Source organism: Halorubrum alkaliphilum, from assembly GCF_017873815.1.
Taxonomy (GTDB): domain Archaea; phylum Halobacteriota; class Halobacteria; order Halobacteriales; family Haloferacaceae; genus Halorubrum; species Halorubrum alkaliphilum.
Genome location: NZ_JAGGKQ010000002.1, coordinates 182,716 through 201,150, shown reverse-complemented (window position 1 = coordinate 201,150; position 18,435 = coordinate 182,716). Strand labels below are relative to the sequence as shown.

Below are 18,435 nucleotides of genomic sequence, written 5' to 3'. Positions count from 1 at the left end.
TAAACACCCATCCGTACCGCGAGACCGGTTTATAACTAGAGGTGAACGGAACCCTCGCGGAGCCTGCTCGGAGAAACGGCTCAGAGGCGAACGGATATATAACGGTGGTGAGTCGGGTACGTCATGGTCGTCTTCGGCGTTTCGACGGGCGCGCTCGTCGTGTTCGCGCTGATCGGGGTTGCGCTGGTGCTGTTCGTCTCGGAGGTCATCCCCAACGACGTCACTGCCATCGGGATCGTCGTCGCACTCGCGGCCTTGGAGCCGTGGACGGGCGTCGGCGCGCGCGGGGCCATCTCGGGGTTCGCCAACACCGCGACGGTCACCATCGTCGCGATGTACATGCTGAGCGCCGGGATCGGACAAACGGGGCTCGTCCAGCGGCTCGGGATCCGGCTCGCCGGGTTCGCCCGAGGGAGCGAGACGCGCGCGCTGGCGGCGACGATCGGGACGACGGGGCCGATCGCGGGGTTCATCAACAACACGCCGGTGGTCGCCGTCTTTATCCCGATGATCACGGACCTCGCGAAAGAGAGCGGGGTATCGCCCTCGAAACTGCTCCTCCCACTGTCGTATGCCGCGATACTGGGCGGAACGCTGACGCTCATCGGGACCTCCACGAACCTGCTCGCCAGCGAGTTTACCGCCACCCTGCTGGACCGTGGCCCGATCGGGATGTTCGAGTTCACCGGGCTCGGGGTCGTCGTCCTCGCGGTGGGACTCGCGTACCTCATGACGGTCGGTCGCTGGCTCACTCCCGCGCGGATCCCGGCCGACGCCGACCTGGTCGAGGAGTTCGGCCTGGAGGAGTACCTTACGACGGTTCGAGTTCCGGCCGGCTCACCCGCGGTCGGGCTCGGCCTCGGCGAGCTCGACGACCGGACCGAGTCGCCGGTTACGCCGCTCCAACTGCGTCGGAACGGGGAGGCGTTCCTCGCGGTCGAGACCGATCAACGGCTTCAGGCGGGCGACGTGTTGGTGGTCAACGGCGCGCGCGAGGCGGTGAACCGCTTCCTGAAACGACAGGGGCTCGATCGGGTCCCTCGCGGCGAGGTGACCGAGGAGACGTTCGCGGACGCCCCCTCCGCGGATCGGCTCGGGCGGGCGGTCGTGCCGGAGACGTCCGCGTACGTCGGAGAAACCCTCTCCGAGGCTCGCCTCGCGACGTTCCACGGGATGCAGGTGCTCGCGATCCGCCGGGAGGGCGAGCTGATCCGGACCGGCCTCCACGAGGTCGAGCTGGCCGCGGGGGACCTCCTCTTAGTCCAGACGACGCCCGAGTCGACCGAGTACTTCGCCGACGGCGACGACCTGTTCGTGCTCGACGAGGACGCGCTCGACCGGCTGGAGGCGAGTGATTCCGACGGTGGAAAGGGGGTCGACGCGGTCCCGCCGCTCTCGCCGAAGACGCCCGTCGCGGTCGCGATCATGGGGGGCGTCGTCGGGCTGGCGGCGTTCGACGTCCTCCCGATCGTGATCGCGGCGTTGGGTGGGGTGTTCGCGATGATCGTCACCGGCTGTCTCTCCTCCGCGGACGCCTACGACGCCGTCTCCTGGAACGTCATCTTTCTCCTCGCCGGGGTAATCCCGCTCGGGCTCGCGATGGAGGAGACGGGCGGGGCGGCGCTCATCGCCGAGACGCTCGTCGCGACCGCGACGATCCTGCCGCTCGTGGCCGTGTTGCTGTTGTTCTCCGTGGTGACGGGGCTGCTCGCGAACGTGATCACGCCGGTGGCCACGATCGTGTTGATGATCCCGGTCGCGGTCGACGCGGCCGCCCGCCTCGACGCCAGCGGGTTCTCGTTCCTGCTCGTCGTTACCTTCGCGTCGGCGACCTCCTTCATGACGCCCGTCGGCTACCAGACGAACCTCATGGTGTACGGTCCCGGCGGCTACCGGTTCACCGACTTCCTCCGGGTGGGTGCCCCACTCCAGTTCCTGCTCGCGGTCGTGACCACGCTCGGCGTCGTGTGGATCTGGGGGCTGTGACTCGGTCCGGCCAGCCTCACCGTATCAACCAAAAACCACGATGAGGACCACGACGAACAGTAGCTCTCCGCCGACGAGAAGCAGCACGATCAGCCAGTCACGATAGGTCCGCATCCACTCGACCGATCGACTCGCCGCCGCGGCGATCCCGGTTCTCTCGGTGGCGTTCACGTTGCCATCGCGAAACTCTCCGGCGACGCGCCAGCCCGTCTCGGGATCGTAGGTCGCCGGCAGCCGTGCGCCGACGAGTTCGTCGAGGTCCAGCGGCGAGACACCAGCGAAATCGAGGAACCGCAGAAACTCCGCACACTCCTCTAAAGACCCGCTTTTCGGCGCGTCGAACCGCTCGGTATGTGTCGCCTCCCCGTGTGGGAGCCGGGTCTCGACCACCGCCTCGTCGCCCTCGATCCGAACCGCCGTGACCACCAGTTCGTCCTCCTCGTCGTTGAGGTACGCCTCCCGAAGCCGACGTTTGAGGGTCTCGTCGACGGGAGACTCGTCTACCGCGGGTTCGACAGACTCATCCACGGTTCGGCTCCCGTGGTCGGCAGCGACCGACGGTTCCTCGCGGGAGGGCTGTTCCGGCATCCACGTCGGTGTTGCCGGCGCAGTCGCATAAACGCACGGCAGGGGGCCAACACGTCGACGCCGGGTTCATTCGGTCGGCTCGAGCCGACTCGGTCGACCCGGCCGATCCGATACCCGAGGACCGATACGCGTCGCGACCGAAGGAGCGACGATGACCGATCGGGACCACGAGAACCGGGGGTACCGCCGACTCTTCGAGGGCGACGGACTGACGTTCGGCGTCGGGTTTCCGCTCACCGGCGAGTCGGAGTCGACGCCGGACCCGACCGAGGAGGTTCGACTCGCTCGACACGCCGAGTCGGTCGGCTTCGACGGGCTCTGGGCCCGGGACGTTCCGACCTACTGGCCGCGGTTCGGCGACGCCGGCGGGGCCTTCGACACGTGGCCGCTGCTCTCACACGTCGCCGCTCACACCGACGAGGTCGCCTTGGGCACGTCGAGCGTCGTCCTCCCGCTGCGTCACCCGATCCACGTCGCGAAATCGGCCGCGACGGTCGACCGGCTCTCGGACGGACGGCTGGTCCTCGGGATCGCCTCGGGGGACCGCGACCCGGAATACGCCGCCTTCGGCGTCGCCGATGCGGATCACGGGGCGGCGTTCCGCGAGCGTGTCGAGGCGATCCGGGCGATCTGGCGCGAAGAGTTTCCCGAGGTTACCGGCGACTGGGGGGCGCTCGGCGGCGACCTCGACGTGCTCCCGAAGCCGACGACCGGGTCGCTGCCGCTGTTGCCGACGGGCAACGCCCGCCAGTCGACGGAGTGGATCGCCGAACACGGCGACGGCTGGCTCTTCTATCACCTGCCGGAGGACACGCTCGAAACGTATCTCGACCGCTGGCGGACGCTCACGACGGGGAAGCCGTTCACCATCGCCGTCAGAGTCGAGCTCGCGGCGGACCCGACCGCCGACCCCGAACACCGGCATCTCGGGTATCACGCGGGCGTCGAGTGGTTCCGGGAGTACTTCCGGCGACTGGAGGAGTACGGCCTCGATCACGTCATCGTCGGACTCGACGGCGACGACCCGGAGACCGCGATGACGACGTTCGCGGACGAGGTGATCGACGGATGATGCTCGGCGAGTGAGCGGGCGACCGGTCACGCCGCCCGCCGGCCGCAACGGGTTTGTTCCCTACCCACCTTCATAAGCGCATGCGAGAGGTAACGTTCCGGATCCGACATCGCGACGGACCGGAGTGTGCGGCCAGCGCCCGGTTTCCCGACGTGACGATGCGGTCGGTCTCGTCGATGACCGGCCGCGACGACGAACGGAGACGGATCGTCGAGCTTCGGGGCCCGACGGAGTCGATACAGGGGTTTCTCGACGCGTTTCGCGAGGCCGACGCGGTGATCCGGGCCGAGCCGCTCTCGCCGGTGACTCGGGATCACCTCTACGTCGCGATCGACATCGACGCCGGCGAGTGGGAGGGGATCGGCGACCGACTCTCCGGGATGGGAGTCCACTACCGGACGGGGACGACCATCTCCGCCGGGGTCGAGCGCTGGACGGTGTACGTCCGGGCGGACGACGACCTCTCGGCGGTCATCGACGGGCTCGAACGCGGCGGCAACGACGTCGCACTCGCCCGCAACGTCGAGTTGGAGAGCATCGAGCGCCCGCCGCGGCTGTCGTCCGCGCGGTTCCTGGAGGACCTCACGCCGCGCCAGCGTGAGGTCCTCGCGACCGCGGTCGCGATGGGCTACTACGACCATGGGGGGAACGTCGGGATCGAGGCCGTCGCCGAGGAGATCGGGCTCGCATCGACGACGGTCTGGGAGCATCTCTCGCGAGCGGAGTCGACCGTGATGAACGGGATCGTCGACCGTCTCGAGGTCTGAGCGGACCCGACTCCCCGTTCGTTCTCGTTTCAGCGCGAGAACGTTTTTGTAGCTCCGCCTCGCAGCCAGCGTATGAACGACGTTCCGGTATCGATCCCGGCCGAGCAGTACGAACGGCTCGAGGCGCTCGCGGCCGCACGCGGTCTGTCCCCCGACGTCCTCGTCGCGCGACTGATCGAGGACGTGTATCAGGGACACGACCCAGACGCTCCGGACTCGATCGACCTCCCCCTCGGAGTGTGTGACGGCGAGGAGTCGGGCGACGAGGTCGGAAACGACGTCGTCGAGTAGCGATCCCGGCGGGCGGACCCGAACCGTCTTTGTGGGTTCCGACGGAGATACCCTCATGACCGATGTCCTCGTGGTCGGAGAGGCGCTCATCGACTTCATCCCGGAGGGCGAGCGCTCGCTCGGCGATACCGAAACCTTCCACCGACGCGCGGGTGGCGCGCCCGCGAACGTCGCGGTCGGACTCGCACGTCTCGGCGAGCCGCCGCTGTTCCGGACTCGTCTCTCGACGGACCCGTTCGGCGACCATCTGGCGAACACGCTCTCGGAGAACGGAGTCCGACCCGACCTGATCGAGCGGGACCCGGACGCGGCCACGACGCTGGCGTTCGTGAGCCTCGACCCCGACGCCGAGCGGTCGTTCAGTTTCCACCGGAACGGGACCGCGGATACGCGGATGCGAGCCGACGACATCGCCGACGAAACGATCGCGGGGGTCGAGTGGGTTCACGGCGGCGGGGTGACGCTCGCGGACGACCCGAGCCGGACGGCGACGCTGGATCTGTTGGAGCGAGCCGGGAAGGCGGGAGCAACCGTCTCGTTCGACCCCAACGCCCGCCCCGAACTGTTCGACGAGGGCGAGTTCGTCGAGCACTGTCGGCGGGCGCTCGGCCTCGTCGACGTAGTCAAGGCGACCGCGGAGGATCTCCTCGAAACGGGAGTCCTCGACGGAGACGACCGCGACGCTGCCGGACTGGCCGGCTCGATCTGCGAGCAGGGCCCTCACACCGCCTTGGTCACCCGCGGTTCCGACGGCGCGCTCGCCCGGTCGACCCCGGAGGCCCCGTGGAACCCGACCGATACGGCGCTCGTCGTCGAACACGGCGGATACGACGTCGAGGCGGCCGACACGACCGGCGCGGGCGACGCCTTCACTGCGGGCGCGATCTGGTCGCTGGCGGGCGGCGAGCCCCTCCGCGACGCGCTCGGTTTCGCGAACGCGGTGGCGGCGCTGTCGACCACCGAGGCGGGCGCGATGAGCGCGCTTCCGACGCGGACGGACGTAGAGACGCTCCGTGACTGAGCACACTTCGGGACTGAACACGCCGTCGAGGTCGACGACCGGGCCGATCGGAGACGATTCCCGACAGGCAAGAGCGAGAACAAAATACTTATACTACGATCGTTGAACGACTTTCAGGGCAAGCGATCTCGGTTCCGATCGCGTTGCCGCGACACGACGCGTGACCCCACCCGGGACCGAACCGGACTGCCCGAATACACGCGATCGGCGCTTCCCGGGCCGCTGCTCCCGATGAGCGTCGATCCCTACCGTTCCGTTATTCCGACTCTCGACGCGCCAGTCGTCGGGTCTCAACGCGCTAGTCGTTCCCGTAGGGCCACCGACCACCGGTTTTGAGCTCTCGTTCGTATCTCTCGTCGATCGCGTCGCGGATCGACTCGCGCGAGCGATGCTCGACGGTCGGTCGCTCCGTTCCCTTCGTTCCGTCCGTCGCGAACCGGTAGGTCGCCTCGGCGACCAGCGTCGCCACCTCACGGAGGTCACGGGGGTCGAGCTTGTCGAGGGTGTCCGCGTGGGTGTGGCCCCAGCCCCGGCCCGACCCGTCCGAACTCGTCGACGCCATCACCGCGGGGATCCCCTCCTGAACGAACGCCCACTGGTCGCCGTGCGGCGAGATCGTCTCGCCGGTCGAGATCGGGGTCGCGAACGCGTCGGCGACCGCCTCGAACGTCTCCGCCATCCCCTCGAAGCCGTTGGTTCCGACGCGGAGATCGCGCGAGGAGCAGGCCCCGTCGAGGTTGACCACGCACTCGATCTCCTCCTTCGGCGTCGTCTCCGCGGTGTGATACGCGCCCCACAGCCCGATCTCCTCGGAGCCGAAGGTGACCAGTCGGACCCGAGTGTCGAGGTCGTCCTCGACGGTGCCGAGGAGCCGACCGACCTCGGCGACGAGCGCGGAGCCCGCGCCGTTGTCGTTCGCGCCGTCGCTCACGTCGTGGGCGTCGACGTGGGCGGTGAGCAGGACGGCTTCGTCGGTGTCCGGGCCGACGTCCGCCACCGCGTTCACCGAGGTCGTCGGCTCGTTCCGGCAGTCGACCTCGATCGTGATCTCGGGTCGGGACCCGTCCCCCGCACCCCGCTCGGCTTCCCCGTCCGTCTTCGCCGCGAGCCGGGCGAGGCGCTCGCCGACCTCCTTGCTCACGCCGACAGCGGGGATCGGACCGGGGCGGTTGTGGTAACCGATCTCGCCGGTCGGCGGGAGCGACCCCTCGATGTGGTTCCGGAAGACGAAGCCGACCGCGCCGTGTTCGGCCGCGTTGACGTACTTCTCCATGCGGTGGAGCCACCGATCGTGCGAGTCGGGCGTCCGCGAGGAGGCCATCGCGATCGCTCCCTCCAACTCGTCGCCCGCGGCCTCGAATTCCTCGTAGGTGCCGTCGCCGACGTCGACGAGCGGGGCCGTCACGTCGCCCGCGGGCGTGCCCGGCAGCGCGACCGTCTCGTGGCTGCCGTCGTGCCGGCGCTCGACCGGCCCGGACACCGAGAGCGCGGAGTCGCCGCGCCACCACCCCGGGATCTCGAACTCGACGAGGCCGGCGTTCCGCAGCCCCGCCGCCTCGTACGCGTCGACGACGCGCTCCGCCCCGCGTCGCTCCCCGGCCGATCCGGCCATCCGGTTGCCGATGTCGGTCAGGTCGGTCAACAGCGCCCATCCGAAGTCGCTCGTGCGTGCGTCGCCGACGACGCGATCCGGTAGCTCGACCATACCCGAGCCTTGAGGCGAAAATAAAAGGGGTTGTGGAAACCGGAAGCGTGCCGTCGATCCCGATCCGGTCACGTCGCGGTCGACACGCCACGATCGGGTGTTTATACGCAGAAGGGGAGACGGCCCAGTATAAGCGAACGGTGCCGGACGCAGTTGGTAGTCGGGAACGAGGGCTCACGATACCCCACCAGTCCGCGGTGGCGCGCGCGAGAAACGCGCGCGAGGTCGCCGGCGCTCCGCGCCGGCTGCCAGAGAATCTTCGATTCTCGCTGGAGTCAGGGGCGGTCGCCGGAACCGCTCGGCGACCGCCCCTGACGAGGCTGGGGAGGCCTGAGGTGCGGTTGCTGTGTGGGTGGGACTCAAAGGGGCAGTCGCCGGACTACGTCCGGCTGCCCGAGGCGCGGAGTGCCACGGGCAGCCGGCGGCGGAGCCGCCGGCGACACCGCAACGAGGGAGCCTGCGACCGAGTGAGGAGCGTGGTTCGAGAGAGCGGAGCTCTCTCGCCATCGCCGGAAGTCTTTGACTTCCGGCTAGCAGTCAGAACGCGCCGCGTTCTGACGACATCGCCGGAAGTCTTCGATTTTCGGACGACAGCGAGCGTACGCCGCCCGCACGGCTGGGGCTTTGGAGGTCTTCACCGTCGATCCGCGGTCAACCGTTTATAAATAAGCAGCTGGGAACTTGGCGGTGATTACCGCCAGTCCGCGCTCGACTATTTATATACTCACTAACGACCATTTCTCAAGAACGGCGATAGCTTATTAGGCCGGGTCCGCCTTCGTGACCTCGATCTCGACGGAGTCCGGGTCGACGCCGATCCGTGCGAACTGGGTCCGGACGTGCTCCTTGGCCGCCTCGACTGCCCCGTCTCGGGTGTCGAACCCGCGCGGCGACGGTTCCTCGAAGGCGACGCGGATCTCCTCTCCGTCGACGACGAGCGCCGACCCACCGCTCTCGACCTGATAAAAGGAGTCGCACACCCAGACGTACGGCGCGTCCTCGTTCGGCGCGCCCTTATAAACCGGCGGCTCCTCCCCGCGCTCGAACACCGTTCCGGTGAGGTCGGTCCCGCCGCCGCTGCCGCGAACGAGTATCATATGACCGATACGGGTCGGACACTGAAAAGGCGACCGTGGGACGATGACGTCCTTCCCGGCGTTCACGCCGGGGATAGTGTCGGCTACGGGTGTGGGAAAACGATTTCGGCGTGGGGCCCGGTGGCTCGAACATGACCTTGGAGGACTTCACGGAGTTCACTGGCGACGACGACGCGGAGGCGGCCGGCGACACGGGGGCGACCGGCGACGCGGGGGCGATCGACGGATCCGCGGACGGCGGGTCCGTCGTCGAGAGCGACGGCGACGACTCCACTGCGGACCGCGACGGCGACCGTAACAGCAACAGCGACCGCGACGCGGACGAGTTCGCCGCCTACGACGTCGAGCCCGCGGGCGAGGACGCGGGGCTGGGCGTCGTCTCCGTCTCACAGGGGCTTCGCGTCGCGGAGGAGGCCGATGAGACGGCCGTCAAGGCGTTCGTCACGACGGGCAACCGCGAGGCCGTCAGGATCGGCAAGTATCTCGTCGTGCCGTATCCCGACGGCGAGCGACTGTTCTGTCGGATCACGGCGTTAGAGTACGCCCAAGAGTTCCAGTCGGACGACGCGACCGAGATCCACGCCCGCCGGCAGATGCGCCGGGACGACTTCACCGAGCGCGACTACAAGTTCATGGCCGAGTTGGATCCGATGTCCGTCGTCTACGACGACGCCGATGGGATGAGCCGCCGGATGACCGACCGCGTGCCGAAGCCGGGCGCGGTCGTCGAGGAGGCCGCGGACGACGCGGAGATCAAGACCGGCCTCAAGATACCCGAGGAGGGCGTCTTTCTCGGCCATCTCTCGGTCGGTGGCGAGACGGTTCGGACCGCCGCGACGCCGCCGACCGTCGACTATCGGATCAAGGACGACTACGGCGACGGCGACCCGCTCGCGTTCCGACACACCCTCGTCGCTGGCGGGACCGGCTCCGGGAAGACCCACGCCTCGAAGAACGTCCTTCGACAGTACCTCGACGCTGACCGGACCTACCCAATGGACGACGGGCGGGAGGCCCGCATGGCGGTCGTCCAGTTCGATCCGCAAGACGAGTACGCCCAGATGCACGACGACAACCCCGAGATGGACGACGGGTTCGCCCGGAAGCTGGACCGGGAGGGGATCGCCCACGGCGGCCACGACGACACGGTCGCTCTGGTTCCGGAATCGGACGGCGCGACCTATCCCGGCGAGGGCCACCGCGCCGAGCGGATGGAGTTCACCATCCCCTTCTCGATGGTCAACGAGTACGACATGCCGTGGCTCATCGCCGGGTCGGGGCTGAACGACAACCAGTACTCCGGACTTTTAACCCTCCTCAACCGGTTCTTCGGCGACTACGGGAGCTCCGGAACGTACCGACAGTTCCTCTCGTATCTCGACGATCCGGCGCTCAAAGAGGAGCTGGACGAGTCGGGACGAGTCCACGAGGCGACGTTCGACGCCGTTAAGCGTCGGGTTCGCGGCGTTCCCGGCGGCGTGTTCGACGGCGACGCGACGCCGATCACCGAGTTGGACCACACGCTCGTCCGGCCGGGCGGGCTCTCGGTGGTCCCCACCTATCACCTCCCCTCGTCCAGACAGAAGGAGATCGTCGTGCTCGCGGTGTCGACGATGCTCGTCGGGGACAAGCTCTCGAACGACCCCCGAAGCGACCGGGTCAAGGAGACGCCGCTTCTGATCGGGATGGACGAGGCGCACAACTTCCTCGCCGACGCCGACAACGTCCAGGCGCGAAAGGTCGTCGACACGTTCACCGAGGCGGCCAAACAGGGCCGCAAGGAGCGACTGGGCCTCTTTCTGATCACGCAGGACCCGCAAGACGTCGCCGAGTCGGTGTTCAAACAGGTGAACACGAAGGTCGTCTTGAACCTCGGCGACGAGGACGCGATCAAGAGCGTGAACATCCCGTCGAACCTCGCCGGCAAGGTGCCATACATGGAGAAGGGACAAATGGTCGTCTACTCGCCGGACAACTCCGAGCCGGTCGAGTTGATCGGGCTACCGACCTGCGTGACGCGACACGGGGACTGACGACGGGAGCCCGGAGTGACCGACGACGGACTTTTGGGACGCCCCGGAGTGACCGACGACGGACTTTTGGGACGCCCCGGAGAACCGGCGGCCATGACCAAACGGATCCTCGTGGCGGTCGACGGCTCAGACGCGGCGGCGGAGGCACTGGAGTTCGCGGCCGAGGAGTGGCCCGACGCGGCGATGACGGCCCTCTACGTGATCAACCCGGCGGACTCGACGACTGGCGCGGAGGGCGGCTTTCCGGGAGCGATAGACCAGTGGTACGAGAACGCGACTCGGCGCGGGGAGCGGATCCTCTCGGAGGCCGCCGGCCGAGTCGACCGCCCGATCGAGACCCGGACCGCGGTCGGACGCCCCACGGCGACCATCCTCGAAGTCGCCAACGGGGAGGCGGACGACGCGGAGGGGTTCGACCACGTCGTGCTCGCGAGTCGTGGCCGAACCGGCCTCTCGCGGGTACTTCTCGGGAGTGTCGCCGAGGGCGTCGTCCGGCGTGCCGAGGTCCCGGTGACCGTCGTTCGGTGATTCCGGGCTACTCCTCGTTCGCTGCCTCAGCGGCGACGACGTGCCCGAGCATCGACCAGCCCTCCTCGTCCGGACCGGACCGACCGAGCAGCACCCGCTCGTAGTCGTCGGAGGTTATCAGCCGGAACGCGGCGTCGGGGTCGTCGTCGACGCGGACCCCCTCCCCACGGAACTCGCGTTGGAAGAACTCGGTCGAGGAGAACTCGAAGACGCCGGCGTCACCCGAGTCGAGTTCGAGTCGGACCGGTCGCGGCTGAACGTTGTGGATCCGTTTGGCGATCGGATGTAGATCGGACATATCCGCTCTTCCGTGCGTGTCGTGTAAAAACGCCGCGAGTGTGTCGAGGAACGGTCCGGAAGCGGCCAGTCCGCTCCGTAGGCCGTCTCGTCGTGTTACGCTTCGAGAACGTCGTCGTAGTCGCCGGCGTCGACGCGGTCGTCGAACGTCCGGGCGTCCTCGCCCTCGATGGTGACGCCGAGGGAGGCGCAGGTGCCGCCGACCTCCTTGGCGGCGTTCTTCGTGTCGTACGAGAGCAGGTCGCTCGACTTCTGCTCGGCGACCGTCTTCACCTGTTCGATGGACATGTCGGCGACGAAGTCCGACTGGGGCTCGCCGGAGCCGGTCTCGAAGCCGGCCTCGTCCTTGATCAGTTCCGCCGTCGGCGGGACGCCGACCTCGATCGTGAAGGAGCCGTCGTCGTCGTACTCGACGGTGACGGGGACTTCCATCCCGTCGAAGGCGGCGGTCTCCTCGTTGATCCGGGTCACGACATCCTGTACGTCCACCGGCGTCGGGCCGAGCTCCGGGCCGAGCGGCGGACCGGGGTTGGCCTGCCCGCCGGGGACGAGCGCTTCGATGGTTCCAGCCATGTCCATAGGAACCCGGCCGCGACTTTTAACGGTTGTTTTTTCGTCCACGGGGCGCGAGCGGTTCGCACACGCCGGTCCGTGACCGACTCACGCGTCCGGGGTCGGCGGCTCGGCGGCCGCGACGTCGCTCTCGACGCGCCCGGGCATGAACGACCCCGTCTCGCGGCGCACGCCGATCAGGAGGATCCCGCCGGCGATCAGCGGGATCGCCGCACACGCCGCGTATATTGGCGCGAACCCGATCGTCTCGATCAGCGGAAGCGAGACCATCGGTCCGAGCCCGCCGCCGACGTCGCCGAGCACGTTGTTCGTCCCTGATGCCCGTCCCATCCGATCGTCCGGAGTGAGATCGGCTAAAAGCGCCATCATCGGACCGCTGGTTCCGCCCTGTCCCGCGCCGATGAAGACGCACGCGAGCGCTAGATCGAGCGTCGACCCCGCCCGTGCGAGCAGGAGGAACCCGAAAAACGAGACGACGAGAAACGTGATCAGGATCGGCGTCCGGGACTCGCGCGTGTCGGAGATTCGTCCGCCGGCCAGCATGAACACGGAAGCAGAGATCACGGTTCCGGCCATAAACACGCCGGAGGTACCCTGTTCGTCGAGCCCGAACAGCGAGATGTCGTTCGCGCCGAGGAACAACACGAGCGTGGCGAACAGCGCGCCGATGTACGCGAACATCAGCCCGAAGTTGACGAGCCCCACCGTCACCGCCGGCACCGACGTGTCCACGTCCCACGGCTTGACCGAGGACTTCTCCTCGGCGGTCGTCACGTGCGTCTCGGGAACGAGCCGGTAGGCGACGAGGCTCGCGAACAGCGCGAATCCGGCCGCAACGATGAACGCCGCGGCGTTGCCCGCAAGCGAGGAGACGATCCCCCCAAGCACCAATCCGGCGGGAAAGCCCATCGTGATCCCGCCACGGACGACGCCCATGTTCGTCCCCCTGTCGCCGCTGTCGGAGACGTCCGCGGCGATGGTGTAGGCCGTGGCGAACACCGCCGCCGAGCCGAGCCCCCAGAGGACGCGCGCGAGGACGAACCACGTCTCGGGCGCGACGAGGAATCCGATCGGAAGGAGCCACCCTTCGACCCCGACGGTCACCGAGCCGATCGAGAACGCGGGCAGCGCCTCGGCGACCCATCGGAGCGACTCCACGGGCGGCATAACGAGCGCGATCACGTACCCGAAGGTGGCGATCCCCTCTATGAGAAGCCCGTAAACGAACGGCTTTCGGGCCCCGTAGCGGTCGACGAATGCTCCCGCGGGCGCGTTCGCCACGAGTCGAACCCACCGGTTCGCGGAGAGAATGACGCCGACCATGAACGCCGAGATACCCAACACCGCCCCGAGGTTCGGGAGGATCGGGAAGACGACGCCGCCGCCGAACCCGACGAAGAACGTGCTCGCGATGACCGCCAGAATGACGGTCGGCGGCCGATCGAACCCGAGCCACCCCATCTCAGCGGCACCCCCTCATCGTGGGCGCGCGCACCGACCCGGTGGGATCGAGTTCGTCCGCCGGTGCGGGGACCCGCTCATTCCTCCCCCGTCTCGCGGGTCAACTCGCCGATCCCGTCGGCGAGCGGCGGGAGCTCCACGCCCTCGGCGAGGATCGGGTCGATAACGCGTGTAAGCGACGCCTCCGCGACTCGTCGTGTGTAGGTCGGGTCGACGCCGTCGTCGGCCGTTCCGCTGAGGGTGATCTGACGGGTCCGGGCACCGTCCAACGTCGCGACGAGGAGGGCGGCCGTCTCCTCGACGTCGACCTCGCGAAAGACGCCCTCTTCGATGCCGGATTCGAGGATCCCCGCGACCGTCCCACGGAGGACCCGATCGCTTCGGTCCAACTGCTCGCGGATACGGTCGTTAAACGGTCCCTGCGTCCGGAGTTCGAGGAGGGCGATGTGGAACGCCTCGCGGTCGACCGCGTCGGCATCGAAGACGAACCATCCAATAAAGGCCACGAGCCGATCCGTCGCGGGGTCGTCGGCGTGCGCCTCGATCCGCTCCGCGGAGTCGGTGATAATGTGTTCGAGAAAGGCGACGAGCAAGTCCTCCTTCGTATCGTAGTGGTAGTGTAACAGCGACTTGCTCTTCGAGCACTCGTCGGCGATGTCCTGCATCGTCAGATCGGCGTAGCCGTGAGCGCGGAGCGCGTGATAGACCCCGTCCATGATCTCATCGGCCGCGCTCGGCTGATCACTCATTAACTGACCGGTCAGTCAGCCATGGATAAATCCCTATTGGTCGGAGAACACGTCTGGCTCACGTTGAGCCGAAATAGGTCAGCGATGCCGCTCGTAAGGATGGAAGCAGTCGGAAAGCCGATACACCTGTGGAACGTCTGAAGCGGTTACAGACGGGTAACGTTCGTTGCGCGCGGACCCTTGTCCGCCTCTTCGATGTCGAACTCGACTTCCTGACCCTCTTCCAGGTCCGGGCCGCCGACGTCCTCCATGTGGAAGAACACGTCCTCGTCCGCGTCGTCAGTCTCGATGAATCCGTAGCCGCCAGTGTCGTTGAAGAAGTCAACTTCGCCTTTCGCCATTGCACCTGAACAGGTGGGCGGACCGCATAAAAGGCTTCCGCGAGCGACCCTCGTGGGACAGGACGTGACACGATTCGCGGGCGGTCCGCCACGTCGCCTGAGGCCCGCGGATCGGAGCCGGGCCGAGCGGCCGTGGTAGTAACTACTATACGACCCCAGTACGGAGCCATTCGTATGAGTCAGTCGTACAATCGGGGCCTCATCGAGGACTTCAGCCGTTGGCGGGAGTTCGAGGCGGGGATGTGGGCCTGGATCTTCCACAAGTTCACCGGGTGGGTGCTTATCGGCTATCTGTTCACCCACATCGCCGTGTTGAGTACCGCCATTCCGGCCGCAGGTGCCGAGCAGGCGGTGTTGGCTGCGGAAGCCGACATCTACACGCAAACGATCGTCACGCTCGAGGAACTCCTCCTCGTGCGCGTCCTCGAGGTCGGGCTGCTGGCAGTGGCCGTCTTCCACATGCTCAACGGGACTCGCCTGTTGCTGGTCGATCTGGGGATCGGACTGGAGTCACAGGACAAGAGCTTCTATGCGTCGTTGATCCTGACGGGGGCCATCACGGTCGCGTCGGTGCCGACGTTCATCGCGGGGGCCTTCTGAGATGGCGGAGCGCTACTCCTCCTTCCAGCAGGGCGGCACGATGTGGTTCCTTCAGCGAGTCACGGCCGTGTTCCTGCTCGTCGTGCTCGCGTTCCACTTCTTCCTGTTACACTTCGTCAATCACGCCGACGAGGTGTCGTTCCTCGCGAGCTCCGCCCGAATGGAGACGCTGAGCTACTACTCGCTGATGGTGTTGTTCCTCTTCACGGCGACGTTCCACGGCGTCAACGGCGTGTACAACGCGTTGGTGAATCAAGGACTGAGCGGCACCAAACGAACCGTCATCAAGTGGACGCTGATCGCGGCAAGCGCCCTGTTGATCGTCCAGGGAGTCCGGACCGCGAACGCGTGGGCCGGCGGGTTCCCGCTGTTTTAAAAAAATGAGCACACAAATACCGAAACAGACCGAGAAAGCCGAGGAGACCGAGGCCGAAACCGAAGCGGAGACTCCTTCGAAGGGAGACGAACGCCGGGCCGAGAAGCGTCGGCGCGCGGACGAGAAGCGTCGCCAGCGTCAGGCCGAGGAGGCCGAGAAGGCGGCCGCCGACGAGCACACGATCGAGTTGCGCGTGTTCCGCTACGACCCCGACGTCGAGGGGAAACAGGAGCCGCGGTTCGACACGTTCCACGTCCCCTTCGAGAAGGGGATGACCGTCCTCGACGCGCTGATGTACGCTCGGGACACCTACGACTCCTCTCTCACCTTCCGCCACTCCTGTCGACAGGCGATCTGCGGCTCGGACGCGATGTTCGTCAACGGCGGTCAGAAGCTCGCGTGTAAGACGCAGATCTCGGAGCTCGACGAGCCGGTGCGGATCGAACCGCTTCCACACGCTGAGGTCACGAAAGATCTGGTCGTCGATATGGAGCACTTCTACGACCAGATGGAAGCGGTCGAGCCGTACTTCCAGACGAACGACGTTCCGGACGGTGAGTTGGAGGAGCAGCGACAGAGCCGGGAGAACCGCGAGAAGGTGAAGATGTCCACCCGGTGTATCTGGTGTGGTGCCTGTATGTCGTCGTGTAACATCGCCGCCGGCGACAACGAGTACCTCGGCCCCGCCGCGATCAACAAGGCGTACCGGTTTGCCATGGACGAGCGCGAGGGCGAGGACGTCAAGCAGAAGCGACTCGAGATAATCGAGCAGGAACACGGCGTCTGGCGGTGTCAGACCCAGTTCTCCTGTACGGAAGTGTGCCCGAAGGACATCCCCCTCACCGAGCACATCCAGGAGCTGAAACGCGAAGCCGTGAAGAACAACCTGAAGTTCTGGTGACTCCGGGAGACACCCCTAAGTCACTCCACCACCAACGGTCGATCATATCACACAAACCATGTACGAACACGACGTCGTCGTTGTCGGCGCGGGCGGGGCAGGCCTCCGCGCGGCGATAGCGGCACAAGAGGAGGGAGCCGACGTGGCGATCGTCTCGAAACTCCATCCGGTCCGGTCACACACCGGCGCGGCGGAGGGAGGAATAAACGCGGCGCTGCGGGACGCGGACTCCTGGCAGGACCACGCCTACGACACGATGAAGGGGTCGGACTACCTCGCGGACGCGCCCGCCGTGGAGGCGCTCTGTCAGGAGAGCCCGGAGGAGGTCATCCAGCTCGAACACTGGGGCATGCCGTTCTCCCGCGAGGAGGACGGCCGCGTCTCCCAGCGACCGTTCGGCGGACTGTCGTTCCCGCGGACGACGTACGCGGGCGCGGAGACGGGCCACCAGATGCTCCACACGATGTACGAGCAGGTTGTCAAACGCGGGATCACCGTTTACGACGAGTGGCACGTGATGGATCTCGCGGTCACCGACGAGGAGGATCCGGCCGATCGGACCTGCCACGGCGTCGTCGCCTACGACATCCAGAGCGGGGAGATCAGCGGCTTCCGCGCGAGCGGCGGCGTCATCCTCGCGACCGGCGGTATGGGACAGGTGTTCGATCACACCACCAACGCGGTCGCAAACACCGGCGACGGCGTCGCGATGGCGTACCGAGCGGGCGTCCCGATGGAGGACATGGAGTTTATCCAGTTCCATCCGACGACGCTGCCGTCGACCGGGGTGCTCATCTCCGAGGGCGTCCGCGGTGAGGGTGGAATCCTCTACAACGACGAGGGGGAACGGTTCATGTTCGAGCACGGCTACGCGAACAACGACGGCGAGCTCGCCTCCCGTGACGTCGTCTCTCGTGCCGAGTTGACCGAGGTCAACGAGGGGCGCGGCATCGAGGACGAGTACGTCCATCTCGACATGCGCCATCTGGGCGAAGATCGGATCCTCGATCGGCTGGAGAACATCCTCCATCTCGCGGAGGATTTCGAAGGAGCCGACGGGCTCACGGAGCCGATGCCGGTCAAGCCCGGGCAGCACTACGCGATGGGTGGCATCGAGACGAACGAGCACGGCGAGACGGTCGTCGATGGACTGTACGCGGCCGGCGAGTGCGCCTGTGCGTCGGTCCACGGCGCGAACCGTCTCGGCGGCAATGCCCTGCCCGAACTCATCGTCTTCGGCAAGCGCGCCGGCCACCACGCGGCCGGCAAGGAGATGGGCGAGGCGGAGATCCCGACCGGGAAGTCCGGCGAGTGGGAGCCCGCCGACTACGAGTTCGAGGTCGAGGTCGGCGAGACGGGCAGTCGGGAGCCCGCGGCCGCCGACGGCGGAGCGGTGGCGACCGACGCGGAGAGCGTGCTCGACGCCGAAGTCGAGCGCGCACGCGAGTTCGTCGAGGAACTGCTCTCGCGGAAAGGGCGCAACCACGCGGAGATCCGCTCGAAGGTCCAGAAGACGATGACCGGCAACGTCAACGTGTTCCGGGAGGAGCCGGGACTGAAGGAGACGCTCGGTGACCTGCGAGAGGCGCGCGAGTCGTACAAGGACGTCGCGGTTTCGGATCCCTCGCGGACGTTCAACACGGACCTCATCCACACGATCGAGACGCGGAACGTCCTCGACATCGCGGAGGCGCTGACGATGGGTGCGCTCGCCCGTCGCGAGTTCCGCGGCGCACACTGGCGTAAGGAGCGTCAGGAGCGCGACGACGAGAACTGGTTGAAACACACGCTGGTGTCGTGGAACGACGGGGAGCCCGAACTCTGGTACAAGCCGGCGATCCTCGAGGGCGAGAACAAAACGTACGAGCCGAAGGTCAGGTCCTACTGACCCCTTCGATCGATCCGGATCGATCACGGTCTCGTATCCGTCGACGGTCGAAATCCGTCGTCGGATCCGTCCGGAGGAGTGGTGCCGGGCGGCATGGACGACGGACCAGACGAGGGTCACACGTCTCGATGCCCGCGTATTCTCTCGCTTCGTGCTGTTTC

General features: G+C 67.0%; 19 protein-coding genes. 11 read left to right on the top strand and 8 right to left on the bottom strand.

Going from position 1 to position 18,435, the window contains the following annotated elements; all coding sequences use genetic code 11:
* The first annotated feature begins 123 nt into the window (after positions 1-123).
* The gene (locus tag J2751_RS02260) at positions 124-1,986 is read left to right on the top strand and encodes an SLC13 family permease (protein ID WP_209482842.1); all 1,863 of its coding nucleotides are present in this window, start codon (positions 124-126) and stop codon (positions 1,984-1,986) included.
* Positions 1,987-2,010: 24 nt separating this feature from the next.
* Here J2751_RS02260 and J2751_RS02255 read toward each other — a convergent pair whose 3' ends face one another.
* Complete coding sequence (locus J2751_RS02255) at positions 2,011-2,574, bottom strand: hypothetical protein (protein ID WP_209482841.1); 564 nt, start codon at positions 2,572-2,574, stop codon at positions 2,011-2,013.
* A 151-nt stretch (positions 2,575-2,725) separates the two neighbouring features.
* Here J2751_RS02255 and J2751_RS02250 point away from each other — a divergent pair, with 151 nt between their 5' ends.
* The 4 genes from J2751_RS02250 (at position 2,726) to J2751_RS02235 (ending at position 5,725) form a co-directional block, all read left to right on the top strand.
* The gene (locus J2751_RS02250) at positions 2,726-3,646 is read left to right on the top strand and encodes a TIGR03571 family LLM class oxidoreductase (protein WP_209482840.1); all 921 of its coding nucleotides are present in this window, start codon (positions 2,726-2,728) and stop codon (positions 3,644-3,646) included.
* An 80-nt stretch (positions 3,647-3,726) separates the two neighbouring features.
* Positions 3,727-4,413, top strand: a complete 687-nt coding sequence (locus J2751_RS02245) for a helix-turn-helix domain-containing protein (protein WP_209482839.1) — start codon at positions 3,727-3,729, stop codon at positions 4,411-4,413.
* Between the two features lie 72 nt (positions 4,414-4,485).
* Entirely contained in the window at positions 4,486-4,704 is a 219-nt protein-coding gene (locus J2751_RS02240) for a hypothetical protein (protein WP_209482838.1), read from the top strand.
* 55 nt (positions 4,705-4,759) lie between these two features.
* Positions 4,760-5,725: a carbohydrate kinase family protein gene (locus J2751_RS02235; protein ID WP_209482837.1), complete on the top strand. Its 966-nt coding sequence runs from the start codon at positions 4,760-4,762 to the stop codon at positions 5,723-5,725.
* 298 nt (positions 5,726-6,023) lie between these two features.
* On the opposite strand, the gene J2751_RS02230 is transcribed toward J2751_RS02235, so the two are convergent.
* Positions 6,024-7,430, bottom strand: coding sequence for a M28 family metallopeptidase (locus tag J2751_RS02230; protein WP_209482836.1), 1,407 nt, complete (start codon positions 7,428-7,430; stop codon positions 6,024-6,026).
* 761 nt (positions 7,431-8,191) lie between these two features.
* Positions 8,192-8,527, bottom strand: a complete 336-nt coding sequence (locus tag J2751_RS02225) for a DUF7113 family protein (protein ID WP_209482835.1) — start codon at positions 8,525-8,527, stop codon at positions 8,192-8,194.
* A 131-nt stretch (positions 8,528-8,658) separates the two neighbouring features.
* Here J2751_RS02225 and J2751_RS02220 point away from each other — a divergent pair, with 131 nt between their 5' ends.
* Positions 8,659-10,560, top strand: a complete 1,902-nt coding sequence (locus J2751_RS02220) for an ATP-binding protein (RefSeq protein WP_209482834.1) — start codon at positions 8,659-8,661, stop codon at positions 10,558-10,560.
* A 93-nt stretch (positions 10,561-10,653) separates the two neighbouring features.
* Positions 10,654-11,088: a universal stress protein gene (locus J2751_RS02215; RefSeq protein ID WP_209482833.1), complete on the top strand. Its 435-nt coding sequence runs from the start codon at positions 10,654-10,656 to the stop codon at positions 11,086-11,088.
* A gap of 7 nt (positions 11,089-11,095) precedes the next feature.
* Here the strand turns inward: J2751_RS02215 and J2751_RS02210 are convergent, their stop codons facing one another.
* The 5 genes from J2751_RS02210 to J2751_RS02190 form a co-directional block, all read right to left on the bottom strand.
* Positions 11,096-11,386 carry a transcriptional regulator gene (locus tag J2751_RS02210; protein WP_209482832.1) on the bottom strand — a complete coding sequence of 97 codons (291 nt, stop codon included), beginning with the start codon at positions 11,384-11,386 and terminating at the stop codon, positions 11,096-11,098.
* Positions 11,387-11,481: 95 nt separating this feature from the next.
* Entirely contained in the window at positions 11,482-11,958 is a 477-nt protein-coding gene (locus J2751_RS02205) for a 50S ribosomal protein L11 (RefSeq protein ID WP_209482831.1), read from the bottom strand.
* An 87-nt stretch (positions 11,959-12,045) separates the two neighbouring features.
* Positions 12,046-13,419 carry an MFS transporter gene (locus J2751_RS02200; RefSeq protein ID WP_209482830.1) on the bottom strand — a complete coding sequence of 458 codons (1,374 nt, stop codon included), beginning with the start codon at positions 13,417-13,419 and terminating at the stop codon, positions 12,046-12,048.
* Between the two features lie 77 nt (positions 13,420-13,496).
* Positions 13,497-14,168 (bottom strand): TetR/AcrR family transcriptional regulator, encoded by a 672-nt coding sequence (locus J2751_RS02195; RefSeq protein WP_209482829.1) that lies wholly within the window; start codon positions 14,166-14,168, stop codon positions 13,497-13,499.
* Positions 14,169-14,314: 146 nt separating this feature from the next.
* Positions 14,315-14,509 carry a cold-shock protein gene (locus J2751_RS02190; protein WP_004046659.1) on the bottom strand — a complete coding sequence of 65 codons (195 nt, stop codon included), beginning with the start codon at positions 14,507-14,509 and terminating at the stop codon, positions 14,315-14,317.
* Between the two features lie 174 nt (positions 14,510-14,683).
* Here J2751_RS02190 and sdhC point away from each other — a divergent pair, with 174 nt between their 5' ends.
* Genes sdhC through J2751_RS02170 form a run of 4 tightly spaced genes read left to right on the top strand, consistent with a single transcriptional unit; the run spans position 14,684 to position 18,274 of the window.
* Positions 14,684-15,109, top strand: coding sequence for a succinate dehydrogenase, cytochrome b556 subunit (gene sdhC, locus J2751_RS02185; protein ID WP_209482828.1), 426 nt, complete (start codon positions 14,684-14,686; stop codon positions 15,107-15,109).
* A 1-nt stretch (position 15,110) separates the two neighbouring features.
* Positions 15,111-15,485, top strand: coding sequence for a succinate dehydrogenase (locus J2751_RS02180; protein WP_209482827.1), 375 nt, complete (start codon positions 15,111-15,113; stop codon positions 15,483-15,485).
* A 4-nt stretch (positions 15,486-15,489) separates the two neighbouring features.
* Positions 15,490-16,386 (top strand): succinate dehydrogenase/fumarate reductase iron-sulfur subunit, encoded by an 897-nt coding sequence (locus J2751_RS02175; protein WP_209482826.1) that lies wholly within the window; start codon positions 15,490-15,492, stop codon positions 16,384-16,386.
* Between the two features lie 58 nt (positions 16,387-16,444).
* Positions 16,445-18,274, top strand: a complete 1,830-nt coding sequence (locus J2751_RS02170) for an FAD-binding protein (protein WP_209482825.1) — start codon at positions 16,445-16,447, stop codon at positions 18,272-18,274.
* Positions 18,275-18,435 lie beyond the last annotated feature (161 nt).